General features: G+C 54.5%; 12 protein-coding genes, 1 other RNA gene and 2 pseudogenes. 8 read left to right on the forward strand and 7 right to left on the reverse strand.

Going from position 1 to position 14,481, the window contains the following annotated elements; genetic code table 11:
• Position 1: 1 nt before the first annotated feature.
• Positions 2-137, forward strand: a non-coding RNA gene (locus tag JNO11_RS13930) — RtT sRNA.
• Positions 138-391: 254 nt separating this feature from the next.
• Positions 392-734: pseudogene (locus JNO11_RS13935) on the forward strand (FlxA-like family protein).
• On the opposite strand, the gene JNO11_RS13940 reads toward JNO11_RS13935, so the two are convergent.
• On the reverse strand, positions 731-1,651 hold the full coding sequence (locus JNO11_RS13940; RefSeq protein WP_010259882.1) for a LysR family transcriptional regulator: 921 nt from the start codon (positions 1,649-1,651) through the stop codon (positions 731-733). The pseudogene JNO11_RS13935 and the gene JNO11_RS13940 overlap by 4 nt on opposite strands.
• 95 nt (positions 1,652-1,746) lie before the next feature.
• On the opposite strand from JNO11_RS13940, the gene JNO11_RS13945 reads away from it, so the two are divergent.
• On the forward strand, positions 1,747-2,757 hold the full coding sequence (locus JNO11_RS13945) for a bile acid:sodium symporter (protein ID WP_325177431.1): 1,011 nt from the start codon (positions 1,747-1,749) through the stop codon (positions 2,755-2,757).
• A 27-nt stretch (positions 2,758-2,784) separates the two neighbouring features.
• Here JNO11_RS13945 and JNO11_RS13950 read toward each other — a convergent pair whose 3' ends face one another.
• From JNO11_RS13950 to zipA, 3 genes are all read right to left on the reverse strand, one after another.
• A complete protein-coding gene (locus JNO11_RS13950) occupies positions 2,785-3,003 on the reverse strand; it encodes a DUF3820 family protein (protein WP_003848878.1) in 219 nt (72 codons plus the stop codon).
• Positions 2,996-5,023: an NAD-dependent DNA ligase LigA gene (gene ligA / locus JNO11_RS13955; protein WP_010259887.1), complete on the reverse strand. Its 2,028-nt coding sequence runs from the start codon at positions 5,021-5,023 to the stop codon at positions 2,996-2,998. The genes JNO11_RS13950 and ligA overlap by 8 nt, the downstream gene beginning before the upstream one ends.
• A 78-nt stretch (positions 5,024-5,101) precedes the next feature.
• Positions 5,102-6,100, reverse strand: a complete 999-nt coding sequence (gene zipA / locus JNO11_RS13960; protein WP_022624162.1) for a cell division protein ZipA — start codon at positions 6,098-6,100, stop codon at positions 5,102-5,104.
• Between the two features lie 219 nt (positions 6,101-6,319).
• Here zipA and cysZ point away from each other — a divergent pair, with 219 nt between their 5' ends.
• The 5 genes and pseudogenes from cysZ (at position 6,320) to crr (ending at position 11,277) form a co-directional block, all read left to right on the forward strand.
• Positions 6,320-7,087 carry a sulfate transporter CysZ gene (gene cysZ, locus JNO11_RS13965; protein WP_033788115.1) on the forward strand — a complete coding sequence of 256 codons (768 nt, stop codon included), beginning with the start codon at positions 6,320-6,322 and terminating at the stop codon, positions 7,085-7,087.
• 141 nt (positions 7,088-7,228) lie between these two features.
• Positions 7,229-8,197: a cysteine synthase A gene (cysK, locus tag JNO11_RS13970; protein ID WP_010671366.1), complete on the forward strand. Its 969-nt coding sequence runs from the start codon at positions 7,229-7,231 to the stop codon at positions 8,195-8,197.
• A gap of 388 nt (positions 8,198-8,585) precedes the next feature.
• Positions 8,586-8,843 (forward strand): phosphocarrier protein Hpr, encoded by a 258-nt coding sequence (ptsH, locus tag JNO11_RS13975; RefSeq protein WP_003848868.1) that lies wholly within the window; start codon positions 8,586-8,588, stop codon positions 8,841-8,843.
• A 161-nt stretch (positions 8,844-9,004) separates the two neighbouring features.
• Positions 9,005-10,733 (forward strand): annotated as a pseudogene (gene ptsI / locus JNO11_RS13980) (phosphoenolpyruvate-protein phosphotransferase PtsI).
• Positions 10,734-10,827: 94 nt separating this feature from the next.
• Positions 10,828-11,277, forward strand: a complete 450-nt coding sequence (gene crr / locus JNO11_RS13985) for a PTS glucose transporter subunit IIA (RefSeq protein ID WP_325177675.1) — start codon at positions 10,828-10,830, stop codon at positions 11,275-11,277.
• Between the two features lie 61 nt (positions 11,278-11,338).
• On the opposite strand, the gene JNO11_RS13990 is transcribed toward crr, so the two are convergent.
• The 3 genes from JNO11_RS13990 to cysM all read right to left on the reverse strand — a co-directional run bounded on the left by JNO11_RS13990 (position 11,339) and on the right by cysM (position 14,409).
• Complete coding sequence (locus JNO11_RS13990) at positions 11,339-12,679, reverse strand: ATP-binding protein (protein WP_325177432.1); 1,341 nt, start codon at positions 12,677-12,679, stop codon at positions 11,339-11,341.
• Positions 12,676-13,356: a response regulator transcription factor gene (locus JNO11_RS13995; RefSeq protein WP_010671364.1), complete on the reverse strand. Its 681-nt coding sequence runs from the start codon at positions 13,354-13,356 to the stop codon at positions 12,676-12,678. Before JNO11_RS13995 ends, JNO11_RS13990 begins: the two co-directional genes overlap by 4 nt.
• Positions 13,357-13,524: 168 nt before the next feature.
• Complete coding sequence (cysM, locus tag JNO11_RS14000; RefSeq protein ID WP_325177433.1) at positions 13,525-14,409, reverse strand: cysteine synthase CysM; 885 nt, start codon at positions 14,407-14,409, stop codon at positions 13,525-13,527.
• Positions 14,410-14,481: the final 72 nt, after the last annotated feature.

Raw genomic sequence — 14,481 nt, forward strand, 5'->3', positions numbered from 1 at the left:
GGCACGGACTTTACCGTGCAGGATGAGAACCTGCTGCAGGTTCGACTGAATCGCCGGGAGCGATTCAGGCTGATGCGACAGCATCACCCGCAGGGCGAGGCCCACGACGGGCCGAGGCTATCCTGCACGACCCACCAATTCAGAATAAAGCGCCTTTAAGGCGCTTTTTTCGTTTCTGCTATTGAGAGATTTCCTGCGCTTCAGAGTGGAACTGCTTTTTCCAGCTATTTCAGACTTTAAACAACGTGCTGGATCAGGTAGCAAGGGCGAAGCTGCCCTTTGCTAAGGTACTGGATAAGCTCTCGCCTTTTCGCAACCTTAACAATTTCAGCTCTCAAGTCGTTTCACAGCGTGCCGATAACGTATCTGACAACTTACAGGGAGAAAAATGATGTCTTCAATTTCCGGAATTCTAAGCAGTGCAGTCAGTGGCGGTGACAGCGGTGGCGGCAGTGTTGCCTCGCAGGTCGCGGCGCTGAATAAACAGATTCAGAACGTCTTAACGCAAGTCAAAAGAGCTGGCCGACAACAAAGAACTGACTGACGAACAGAAGTCTGAAATGCAGCAGATGTATCAGTCACAAATCACCATGCTGCAGGCACAGATTGCTCAGCTGGAACAGAAGCAGGCCGAGCAGGATCAGCCAAAGAGTGACAGCTCGTCCGTCAGTGAGAGCAAAGCAGACGGGATTAACCGCCCTACCGACACCAACAAAATTGATGTCTACATCTAAAATGCGGGCCTGGCCTCGCGTTGTTGCGCCAGCAGCGTCGCCTGCTGGCGCACCTCCTGCCAGATCGCTTCGGCAGCAGGCGTCAGCGAACGGTTTTTACGCTTGATCAGCGTGAGGCTGCGATTGATTTCAGGATATAGACGCCGCACCGTTAATGCGCGATCCGCCGGTAACGGTAACGCCAGCGCGGGCAGAATACTGATGCCGATCCCCACCTGTACCATCGGAAACAGCGTAGCGGGATGACCAATCTCCTGAACGACTTCAGCCCTGATATTCTGCTGCTGCATCGCCGCATCAATGAGGACCCGACTGCCCGAAGCGTAGTCCTGAAGCACCATGGTGCGGCCATCCAGCATTGACCATTCTGCCCTTTCCACCTGCGCCAGCGGATCATCATCACGGCATAGCAGCAGGAAAGGCTCATCCAGAATCGCGATGCTGTCAAAATCGCTGTCGCTGAGTGGCCCAATCACAATCCCGAAATCGACTTCGGCGTTACGCACACTTTGCAGCACCCACTGCTGGGCGCGATCGTGCAGTATCACTTTGATGTCAGGAAAGTGTTGCTGGCTGGCGGCCAGACATTGCGGCATCAGATGAGCGGAAATGGTCTGGCTGGCTGCCACCCTGACGGTACCACTGCGCTGTTCGCCAAAACTGCGGATATCCAGCAGCGTGGTATGAATCTCCTCCAGCAGGCGCTCCATGCGTGACGCCAGCTGTTTTCCCGCTTCAGTCAGCATCACCTCCCGGGTGGTTCGATCCAGCAATCGCACGCCGGTTTCCGCTTCCAGCTCTTTAATACTGTGGCTGACCGCCGACTGACTCAGACCTATCGCCTGCCCCGCCTGGCTGAATCCGCCATAGTGAGCCACCGCAATAAAGGTTCGTAGCTGACGCAGGGTGTAATTCATCGATTCTGCTCATAGATTAATTCAATAAATCAATTTTATTTCTAAACAGGTTTCACGCACAATCGCACTATTGAAAAATTTACCGGAATTTAACAATGGGATTTTTAAAACTCGATCCGATGATGGTTAAACTCATCATCACCGTGCTGCTGGCCTCTTTCCTGCCAGCCAGAGGGATCTACGTTGATATATTCAGCTATCTCGCGACGGCAGCGATAGCACTGCTGTTCTTTATGCATGGTGCCAAGTTGTCGCGTGAAAAGATCATCTCAGGCAGCAGTCACTGGCGGTTGCATCTGTGGATTATGTTCAGCACCTTTGTGCTGTTTCCGGTGCTGGGTCTGTTGCTGGTCTGGTGGCATCCGGTTAATGTCGGCCCGGAAATTTATACCGGCTTTATCTACCTCTGTATCCTGCCTGCGACCGTGCAGTCCGCTATCGCGTTTACCTCCATGGCGGGTGGTAACGTTGCGGCAGCGGTATGCAGCGCCTCTGCATCAAGCCTGCTGGGTGTGTTTATTTCGCCGTTGCTGGTGAATCTGGTGATGGATATTCACAGCAGCGCGCCCAGCGATGGACTGGAGCAGATCGGGAAGATTATGCTGCAACTGATGGTGCCTTTCGTGCTGGGACACCTCTCACGGCGCTGGATCGGGGGCTGGGTTGAAAAGCACCGCAGCGTGATTGGCAAAACCGACCAGACCTCCATTCTGCTGGTGGTCTACTCCGCCTTCAGTGAAGCGGTGGTTAACGGCATCTGGCATCGCGTTGGGTTGATTACGCTGCTGTGGATTGTGGCAGGCTCAATCATCCTGCTGACCGCCGTGCTGATTATCAACCTGCTGGCCTCGCGTCTGTTCCGCTTTAAACGCGCCGACGAGATTGTGGTGCTGTTTTGTGGTTCGAAGAAGAGTCTGGCGAATGGCGTGCCGATGGCGAATATCCTGTTCCCGGCCAGTACCGTGGGGATTATTGTGCTGCCGCTGATGATTTTCCATCAGGTACAGCTGATGGTCTGCTCATTTATTGCCGGACGGTATAAGAAGACCAATGAGAAGCAGCAGGCTGTGCAGGTCAAAGATTCGGTGATGGAGTCTCAGAAATAGATCGGCTGCCCGCCTGGGCGGGCAGCGTTACTTGCGGGTCTGAAGCGGTTTAACTAACCCTTCCAGACCCTCAATTTTTATTGTCAGGGTGAGTTGCATGAGATCGCCCAGCAGACCAGACGGAAAGTCCCCACTGCGGGCAAACCACAGCAGATAAGGCTCAGGCAGATCGATCAGCATCCGCCCCTTATATTTGCCAAACGGCATAGGCGTATTGGCTATCGCCACCAGCTGATGTTCATCCATCTGAGGCTCCCAGCAGGCGGATCATTTCCGCTTCATCAATCACTTCAATGCCAAGCTCCGCTGCTTTCGCCAGCTTTGAACCAGCCGCTTCACCGGCAATCAGCAAATCAGTTTTCTTTGAGACACTGCCGCTGACTTTTGCGCCCAGCGCGATCAGCTGCGCTTTGGCATCATCGCGGTTCATCTGCGACAGTGAGCCAGTCAGCACCACCGTTTTACCCGCGAACGGACTGTCGATCTCTTCGGCTCTCACCACCACCACCTGCGGCCAGTGAATACCGATATCCTCGACCAGCTGGCGGATAACCTCACGGTTGCTTTCCTCTTCCATGAAGTTGCGCACGTGTGCCGCAACGACTTTGCCGACATCCGGCACCGCAATCAGCGCCTCAAGATCGGCATCCATGACCTTCTGCAACTCACCAAAATGGTTAGCCAGATTAGCAGCGGTGGCTTCACCTACTTCACGAATGCCCAGTGCATAGAGGAATCGCGCCAGCGTAGTCGATTTCGCTTTCTCCAGCGCGTCGACAACGTTTTGCGCCGATTTCGGCCCCATGCGATCCAGTCCGGTCAGTTTGCCCGCCGTGAGACGGAACAGATCCGCTGGCGTGTTGACGTACTCTTTCTCCACCAGCTGGTCGATAATCTTATCGCCCATGCCATCAACATCCAGTGCCCGGCGCGAGACAAAATGCTTCAGCGCCTCTTTGCGCTGAGCACCGCAGATTAAACCGCCCGTGCAGCGCGTGACCGATTCCCCTTCGACCCGTTCAACCTCGGAACCACAGACTGGACAGTGTGCCGGGAACAGGACTTCACGCGTCTGTTCAGGGCGCTCGGCCATCACCACGTTGACCACCTGCGGGATCACATCACCGGCGCGGCGAATAACGACCCGATCCCCGATGCGTAATCCCAGCCGCTCGATTTCATCCGCATTATGCAGCGTGGCATTGCTGACAATCACGCCCGCGACCTGCACCGGCTCCAGGCGAGCCACCGGTGTGATAGCCCCGGTGCGACCAACCTGAAATTCGACGTCCCGCACCCAGGTCAGTTGTTCCTGTGCCGGGAATTTAAAGGCAATCGCCCAGCGCGGCGCACGCGCCACAAAGCCCAGCTTTTCCTGCAGTTCCTGTGAATCGACTTTGATCACCACGCCATCAATATCAAAACCCAGATTCGGACGCTGTTGTTCAATATCACGATAGAAGGCCAGGGCTTCTTCTGCGTTGTGCACCAGCTTAATGCGGTCGCTGACCGGCAGGCCCCAGGCTTTAAACTGTTGCAGACGCCCCATGTGACTGTGCGGCATCTCACCGCCTTCCAGCAGGCCAAAACCGTAGCAGAAGAAGGTCAGCGGACGTTTGGCGGTAATGCGCGGATCCAGCTGACGCAGAGAACCGGCTGCTGCATTGCGCGGATTAGCAAAGACTTTGCCATCAGTCCGGCGTGCTTCCTCATTCAGCTTTTCAAAGCCGCGCTGCGTCATAAATATTTCGCCACGCACTTCCAGCCGTGCCGGAATGTTGTCGCCTTTAAGCCGCAGCGGGATAGCGCGAATGGTGCGGACATTGGCGGTAATGTTCTCGCCGGTTGTGCCGTCACCGCGCGTTGCGGCCTGGACCAGCAGACCATTTTCATACATCAGGCTGACCGCAGCGCCATCGAGCTTGAGTTCACAGCAGTAGGTTATGTCGTCACTGCTTTTCAGGCGATCCTGCACCCGCTTGTTGAAAGCCATAAACGTGGCTTCATCAAAGGCGTTATCCAGCGACAGCATCGGGACTTCATGGCGCACCTGCTCGAAGACCGTCAGCGGCGCGGCACCCACGCGTTGTGTCGGCGAGTCTGGCGTAATGAGATCCGGGTGTTCCTCCTCCAGCTGACGCAGTTCGCGCATCAGACGATCGTATTCAGCATCCGGCACTTCCGGCGCATCCATAACGTGATAGAGATATTCATGATGGCGCAACGTGGTGCGCAGTTCGGTGATGTGATCCTGGACGGATTTCATAAAGCCCCATCAGATAAAAAACCCCCCGACAGGCGGGGGGTTTGTTTTTAACAATTCAGATAGCGTTTAGCGCAGGTCTCAGACGCCAACCACATCGCGGATACGCGCTTTGTAAGTTTCCAGCTTCTGTGGCGTCATCATGCGACGCTCATCATCCAGCACCACGCCACCTACATCATCAGCGATACGCTGAGCCGACTGCAGCATCAGCTTGAAGTTCTGATTCGCATCGCCATAAGAAGGCACCATCATAAAGATAGAGATGCCAGGCGTGCTGAAATCGGTCATCAGGTCAGGATTGAACGAGCCCGGCTTAACCATATTGGCCAGACTGAACAATACCGGGCCGCTGCCAGCCGGACTGAGATGACGATGGAAAATGTTCATTTCACCAAACTGGAAGCCCGCCTGGAGAATACCCTGCAGTAGGGCCTCACCGTTCAGTTCACCGCCCGAGTGTGCGGCAACATGCAGCACCAGCACCGCTTCTTTCGGTTTTTCCGCTGGCGCTTTAGCAGCAGGCTGTGCCGGCGCGGGAGCCGGTGTCACTTCAGGCTGCGGCTCAGGTTCTGCCTGGTACTGCGGTGCAGGCTGTACAGATTCCAGCGGATCGAGATCCAGCAGCGGGTCGGCCTGAACGGGCGGCGCGACAAAAGTGGGTGCGGGCTGCTGACGAACCGGTTCAGGGCGCGACTGCGGAGCAGGCTGCGGTGCCGTGTTAAAAAGCGGGTCGCTTTCAGGTTCGGGTTGCGGTGCGGGTCGTGGCGCAGGCTGACGCACAGGCTCAGCGGGCGCAGGCTTACGCGGCGCTTCTGGCTGTGGCTCGCGAATCTCATCGAAACGCGGTTCCTGATGTACGTTGCGATCAGAACGAACGCGAACCTCGCCGACGCCATCATCCTCGTCGTCAATCAGGTCCTGCTCATCATTTTCATCACGTTGTTTTAGACGTTTGTGCGGGCGATCGCGGAACACTGACGAACGCTCTTTACGGCTGGTCCACAGCCCGTGAAGAAGGAGCGCTATAATGGCGATCGCGCCAACAACGATTAATATCAGACGCAAATCCTGCATCATTGTATTCTCTGTTGTTCCAATACCTTGCCACCGCGGCAAACTTTATCCTCTAACTGTATTTGCCCTGCTACACAAGTGCAAGTCTGTGCACTATTTTCTGACAAATAAGATAGGCAACCCACGCTTTTTCGCTGTTTTTTTTACCCAAACGGCACCTGGCCTGGAGAAAAAGCCAGGTTATAGTGGGCGCGCCTTAACATCTTCAGGAGAACTGGCTTTATGGCCCTTGAGAATTCCGTCTCAAATTTTAACGGCATGCACTACTTTAGCCAGGGCTGGAAACTGGTACGTCTGCCTGGCATTCGCCGCTTTGTGGTGATGCCGTTGCTGATCAATATCGTGATGCTGGGTGGCGCTTTCATCTGGCTGTTCTATCGTCTCGGTGACTGGATCCCGCGGCTGATGGCCCATATTCCGGACTGGCTGCAGTGGCTGAGCTATCTGTTATGGCCGCTGTCGGTGATTGCGATTGTGCTGGTGTTTAGCTACTTCTTTTCGACCCTGGCAAACTTAATTGCCGCTCCGTTTTGCGGCCTGCTGGCCGAGCAGCTGGAAGGCCGCCTGACAGGCAAGCCTCTGCCGGACAGCGGCTGGGCTGGAATGATCAAGGATGTGCCGCGCATTATGAAGCGCGAACTGCAAAAACTGGGTTATTACCTGCCCCGCGCGCTGGGACTGCTGCTGCTCTACTTTATTCCTGGCTTTGGCCAGACCGTTGCGCCGGTGCTGTGGTTCCTGTTCAGCGCCTGGATGTTGTCCATCCAGTATTGCGACTATCCGTTCGATAACCACAAAGTGCCGTTTCAGCAGATGCGCAACGCCCTGCGTCAACACAAAACGGCCAATATGCAGTTTGGCGCGCTAATCAGTCTGTTCACCATGATCCCGGTTCTGAACCTGGTGATCATGCCGGTTGCCGTCTGCGGTGCCACCGCCATGTGGGTCGATCGCTACCGGTCAACGCTGGCACGTCATGAGTTGCGTTAAATTCATCAGCGCGCCTTATGCTCTTTTTAGCAGGGCTTATTGCCGGGCGACATATAGATATACGATTTCTTTCCTTCCGCCACCAGGCAGAAAAGGTATGCTCATAGGGTTCCCAATAATTCATACAGTTAAGGACAGGCTATGAGTAAGATCTATGAAGACAACTCTTTGACAATTGGTCATACGCCATTGGTTCGACTGAACCGCATCGGTAACGGCCGCATCCTTGCGAAAGTTGAATCCCGTAACCCGAGCTTCAGCGTAAAATGCCGTATCGGTGCCAATATGATTTGGGACGCAGAAAAACGCGGTATTCTGAAACCGGGTGTTGAACTGGTTGAACCGACCAGCGGCAACACCGGTATTGCTCTGGCCTATGTCGCCGCAGCGCGCGGTTATAAATTAACGCTGACGATGCCAGAAACCATGTCAGTTGAGCGCCGTAAATTGCTGAAGGCGCTGGGCGCGACGCTGATACTAACCGAAGGCACCAAAGGCATGAAAGGTGCCATCAGCAAAGCTGAAGAGGTTGTTGCCAGCAATCCGGATAAATATGTGCTGCTGCAGCAGTTCAGCAACCCGGCCAACCCGGAAATCCATGAAAAGACCACCGGCCCGGAAATCTGGGAAGACACGGACGGCGAAGTGGATGTCTTTATTGCCGGTGTCGGCACCGGCGGTACGCTGACCGGCGTCAGCCGCTACATCAAAAACACCAAAGGCAAAAAAGATCTGATTACCGTCGCGGTTGAGCCGACCGATTCCCCGGTGATTGCTCAGGCGCTGGCGGGCGATGAGATCAAGCCCGGCCCACACAAAATTCAGGGTATCGGCGCAGGCTTTATCCCGGGCAACCTTGAGCTGAATCTGGTGGACCGCGTCGTGGCCATCACCAATGAAGAGGCGATCAGTACGGCGCGTCGGCTGATGGAAGAGGAAGGTATTCTGGCCGGTATCTCATCCGGCGCTGCCGTTGCCGCGGCGCTGAAGCTGCAGGAAGATGAAGCCTTCGCCAACAAAAATATTGTGGTGATCCTCCCCTCCTCCGGTGAACGCTATCTGAGTACCGCTTTGTTTGCCGATCTCTTCACTGAAAAAGAGCTTCAGTAGCAGAGGCCGATAGTCCGAAAATGGAGAAAAAAGCACCCAATCGGGTGCTTTTTTTGTGGTGCAGATCTCACTTTCATCACCCGGCAGATTGATTTCAGTGACGCCGCTCTGGTATTTAGACTGCCAATTATTTCGATGCCTGAAATTAATCCGCGTTTGAAGTGGATCAAGCTGAATCGATTTACGGATTCAGTGAAACGGCGAATCACGGCATAATTAACCGGTGACGTGTAGAATCGGTTTTGAGACGCAACGGACTGTAGATTTGACGCATGCGCGTCTTTGGTCAGCATGAAGCTATACCCGCGCACCTACACAGGCTAAAGTAAAGGCTCCAGGCTAGACTTTAGATCCATAACACTCATCCTGATAACGTTGGGGAAATAGAATGTTCCAGCAAGAAGTTACCATTACTGCACCAAACGGTCTGCACACTCGCCCAGCTGCGCAATTCGTTAAAGAAGCCAAAGCTTTCCAGTCAGAAATTACCGTGACCTCTAACGGTAAATCAGCGAGCGCGAAGAGCCTGTTCAAGCTGCAGACACTGGGTTTAACCCAGGGAACGGTTGTGACCCTTTCCGCGGAAGGTGAAGACGAGCAGAAAGCAGTTGAGCATCTGGTCAAACTGATGGCTGAACTGGAGTAATCTCCGCTCAGCTCTCCAGCAAATCGACTCCTCTGCGCCATTGAGTGCAAACATCTTGATCGCGGACAACCTGTCCGCGTTATTGCTTTCGTAGAGTACGTGTCCCGCGACAATGGCACCGCACAGAGTCCCATCAGCCATCGTGATTAAAAGGTAGCGTTATGATTTCAGGCATTTTAGCATCACCAGGTATCGCTTTCGGCAAAGCACTGCTGCTGAAAGAAGACGAGATCGTCATCAACCGCAAGAAAATTTCTGATGACCAGGTTGAGCAGGAAGTTCAGCGCTTCCTCGATGGCCGCAGCAAAGCGGCATTACAACTGGAAGCGATTCGCGTCAAAGCGGGTGAAACCCTCGGTGAAGAGAAAGCAGCAATCTTCGAAGGCCACATTATGTTGCTGGAAGATGAAGAGCTGGAGCAGGAAATCATCGACCTGATCAAAAAAAGATCACGCTTCTGCCGATGCTGCTGCTTACTCGGTTATCGATGGCCAGGCGAAAGCACTGGAGGAGTTAGATGACGAATATCTGAAAGAGCGTGCGGCTGACGTACGTGACATCGGTAAGCGTCTGCTGCAAAACATCCTCGGTCTGCATATCGTTGACCTGAGCGCTATTCCGGACGAATCCATTCTGGTGGCAAAAGATTTAACGCCGTCAGAAACTGCACAGCTGAACCTGAAGAAGGTGCTGGGCTTTATCACCGATCTGGGTGGCCGTACCTCACATACCTCAATCATGGCGCGCTCGCTGGAGATCCCAGCCATTGTCGGTACCGGCAATGTGACCGTCACGGTTAAAAATGGCGATTTCCTGATTCTGGATGGCGTTAACAATGCGATTCACGTCAATCCTTCAGAAGCGATTCAGGAAGAGCTGAAAGCCGTACAGAACCAGTATCTGTCGGAAAAACATGAATTAGCTAAGCTGAAAGATCTGCCAGCCGTTACGCTGGATGGTCATCAGGTTGAAGTCTGCGCCAACATCGGTACTGTGCGCGATATCGCCGGTGCTGAACGTAACGGCGCTGAAGGCGTGGGTCTCTACCGCACCGAATTCCTGTTTATGGATCGTGACTCACTGCCAAGCGAAGAGGAGCAGTTCCAGGCGTATAAAGCCGTCGCTGAAGCCATGGGTTCACAGGCCGTTATCGTGCGTACCATGGACATCGGCGGCGACAAAGACCTGCCTTACATGAACCTGCCAAAAGAAGAGAACCCGTTCCTCGGCTGGCGTGCTATCCGTATCGCCATGGACCGCAAAGAGATTCTGCATGCGCAGCTGCGTGCCATTCTGCGCGCCTCCTCTTTCGGTAAACTGCGCATCATGTTCCCGATGATTATTTCGGTTGAAGAAGTACGCAGCCTGAAAGCGGAACTGGAACTGCTGAAAGCGCAGTTGCGTGAAGAAGGTAAAGCCTTTGATGAGAGCATCGAAGTCGGCATCATGGTGGAAACCCCGGCTTCAGCCGTGATTGCTCATCATCTGGCGAAGGAAGTCGACTTCTTCAGTATTGGGACAAACGATCTGACGCAGTATACTCTGGCGGTCGATCGTGGTAATGATTTGATCTCGCACCTGTACAACCCAATGGCGCCGTCTGTGCTTAACTTAATCAAGCAAGTCATTGATGCATCTCACGCTGAAGGTAAATGGACCGGCATGTGTGGTGAGCTGGCAGGTGATGAACGTGCTACACTACTGTTACTGGGAATGGGGCTGGACGAGTTCAGCATGAGTGCCATTTCTATCCCTGGCATCAAGAAAATCATTCGTAATACTAATTTTGAAGATGCGAAGGCATTGGCGGAGCAGGCACTGGCTCAACCGACAGCGGAAGATTTAATGAACCTGGTAAACAAGTTCATTAAGGAAAAAACGCTCTGCTAATCCGCATGATGCTGGCCCCAAATTACTGCTTAGGAGAAGATCATGGGTTTGTTTTCTAAACTTTTTTGGCGAAAAAACGGATAGCGCTGGGACAATTGACATCGTAGCGCCTCTGTCAGGCGAAATCGTGAACATTGAAGACGTACCAGATGTGGTGTTTGCAGAAAAAATCGTGGGCGACGGTATTGCGATCAAGCCCAGCGGCAACAAAATGGTTGCTCCTGTTGATGGCACTATCGGTAAGATTTTTGAAACCAATCACGCTTTTTCGATCGAATCAGACAATGGCATTGAGCTGTTTGTCCACTTCGGTATCGATACGGTTGAACTGAAAGGTGAAGGCTTCAAACGCATCGCTGAAGAAGGCCAGAAGGTCAAAAAAGGCGACGTGGTTATCGAGTTCGACCTGCCGTTGCTGGAAGAGAAAGCGAAATCAACCCTGACACCGGTTGTCATCTCCAACATGGATGAAATCAAGGAATTGATTAAGCTGACTGGCCAGGTCACCGTCGGCGAAACGCCGGTGATTCGCATCAGAAAGTAAGCATTCGTTCATAACATAACGGCACCCGCGGGTGCCGTTATCGTTTCTGCTGTATGCCTGTTCAGGGCTGCCAGTGCGGCAGACGCAGCGTCAGTTCCAGTCCGCCTTCTGGCCGGTTTCTTGCCTCAACCTCACCATGATGCGCCAGCACCACCTTGCGCACGATAGCCAGTCCCAGACCATAACCTTTGCCCATCAGCGGCGAATTCACCCGCACAAACGGGTCAAAGATGCTGGAGAGCTTATCCTCATCGACACCCGGCCCCTGATCGCGCACCTGAATCACCAGCCACTGCTGTTCTGCGCGCAGATGAACATCAATCCGCTGCCCTGGCTGAGAGAAGCGCAGCGCATTGCGTAATACATTCTCTGCTCCGCGCCGTATCAGCTCTGCATTGCCTCGCACGGTGTAATCAGCGCGATCGTCGACCTGCAACTCTACCTGCACGCCTGGGATCTGCGCTTCATAACGGACATCGGTAATAACCGCCTGCAGCAAGCCGGTCAGATCAAAATATTGCTCATCCGGGATGCTTTCATGCTCAGCCCGCGACAGTGTCAGCAGTTCACCGATCATCTTGTCCAGCCGACGCGCCTCTTCATCAATGCGATCAAGCGAACTGTTCACACTTTCTGGCGTCTGTCTGGCCAGCCCGGTCGCCAGCTGCAGTCGCGCCAGCGGTGAACGAAGCTCATGTGAGATATCATGCAACAGTTCTTCACGGGCGCGCACCAGGGTATCGAGCCGCTCGACCATGGCGTCAAAGGCTTCAGCGACGTTTGAGATCTCGTCGTGGCGCTTACGCATGATCGGAAACAGCCGCACGCTTAAATCGCCCTCAGCCACGCGGGAAAATCCTTCCCGCAGCTGACGCATAGGTCGCGTCAGATTCCAGGCCAGCAGCAGACTGAACAGCAATCCCACCGAGCCGGCGAAGACAAACATCGGCTCAGGAATATTCAGAAATTTGCGCGGCATCATGTTCAGCGTGCTGTCTTTACGCATGCCATCCAGGTCGTAGCGCAGCTGATAGGCTTTGCCATCCGCGCCGCGAACCCAGCGCACCACCTCTTCAGGAAAGCGCCCTCTGATATCCAGGTTGCCGATGTTTTCTGATTGGGACGGCTTTGTCTGTTGGGTGACGTGGAAGAACTGCCGATCGCTGTTATCCCAGTCCGAGAGCATCGCATTCAGCGCGTCAGGCCCGCCCCGCTCCAGCACGGACGCGGCGGAGGTCATCTGCAGATCCACAATACGACGGATAGCCACGAGTTCAGGCGGTTCATGCCGTTTACCGGAGAGCGTAAAGCCGAGCCAGATAAGCTGGCTCATAATGACGAAAACGATCCAGAAGCCGATAAAGATCTTCCAGAACATGCGTCCACGGTAACTCTGCTTCATCGAATACGGTAGCCGATGCTGCGAACGGTTTCGATGTTGATGCTGTCAGCGGTTAATGCACTGAGCTTCTGACGAATGTTACTGATATGCACATCGACGCTGCGGTCATAGGCTTCACGCGGACGACCGAGTCCCTTTTCGGAGAGCTCATCTTTTGACACCACTCTGTCCGGCGCACGCAGCAGCAGATCCAGCAGATTAAATTCCGACGCCGTCAAATCAAAGGTTTTACCCTGCCATTCGCTTATGCGGGTGGCGGGATTAAGCATCAGCTCTCCCCAGCGCAGCGGCTCTCTGGCGTCTGGCTGCGGCGCCTGCTCTTCGAAACGGCGTAATACGGCGCGCAGCCGCGCCACCAGCTCACGGGGATAGCAGGGCTTGGGCATATAGTCATCCGCGCCCATCTCCAGACCGATCACGCGATCAATATTATCGCCTTTGGCGGTCAGCATAATGACCGGTATCCGGCTGTTCTGGCGCACCTGACGCAACACATCAATGCCGCTCATGTCGGGCAGCATAATGTCCAGGATCATGGCGGTGAACTCTCCCGATAACGCGCCCTGCACGCCGGCGCTGCCGGTCAGAACCAGCTGGGCATCAAACCCTTCCCCGATCAGGTACTGGCTTAACATCGTGCCTAATTCAACATCATCATCAACAAGCAAAATTTTCATGGTTATCTCTCTGGAGAATTGCCGCTATTTTGTCCTGTGCTGAACATTCGCGCAGCCTGATTTACGCGATCCTTACAGATTCAGTCTGTCTGGCACCGAAAATTGGGGTTAAAAAAAGGCCTGTGGGCAGTAAATGCACGCACAGGCCTGATTCCGCATCAGCAGAAGTTACTGATGGTAGAGTCCGGTAGAGAGATAACGGTCACCGCGATCGCAGGCGATCGCCACCACCACGCTGCCAGGATTGGCATGCGCAATGCGCAGCGCACCCGCCACCGCGCCGCCTGAACTGACGCCACAGAAAATGCCTTCACGGCGTGCCAGCGCGCGCATCGTCTCTTCCGCTTCCTTTTGCGTCATATCTATCACATCATCCACCAGATCGGGACGGTAGATCCCCGGCAGATAGGCCAGCGGCCAGCGACGAATGCCTGGAATACTGCTGCCTTCGCTTGGCTGCAAACCGATCACCTGCACGCCCGTGTTGAGCTCTTTCAGATATCGTCCTACGCCGGTAATGGTGCCGGTGGTGCCCATGCTGGAGACAAAATGGGTCATGCGCTGGTTCGACTGCTGCCACAATTCCGGGCCGGTGGTCTGATAGTGACCCAGCGGATTATCGGGATTATTAAACTGGTCCAGCACCCGGCCTTCACCGCGCGCCGCCATCGCCTGGGCCAGATCGCGTGCGCCCTCCATGCCCTGTTCACGTGGCACCAGGATTAACTCTGCGCCATAGGCGCGCATCGCGTCCTGCCGCTCCTGACTCATGTTGTCGGGCATCAGCAGGCGAAGTCGGTAGCCTTTCATCGCCGCGATCATCGCCAGCGCAATCCCGGTGTTGCCGCTGGTAGCTTCAATCAGCTGATCGCCAGGTGCAATATCACCACGCAGCTCTGCCTGATTGATCATCGACCAGGCCGCGCGATCTTTTACCGAACCTGCCGGATTATTGCCTTCCAGCTTGAGCCAGACCTCGCTGCCGTTGGCGGGCGTCAGGCGCTGCAACTTAATCAGCGGGGTATTGCCGATGGTATTTTCGAGAGTCGTCACGGTGCGGTTCCTGGCATCTTACAAACCAGATGCGAAAAAAAGGCGGGAGTGACACTCCCGCCCGGTGTTGAA

The sequence above is a fragment of the Pantoea sp. 1B4 genome (assembly GCF_016925765.1).
In the GTDB taxonomy this organism is placed as follows: Bacteria; Pseudomonadota; Gammaproteobacteria; order Enterobacterales; family Enterobacteriaceae; genus Pantoea; species Pantoea agglomerans.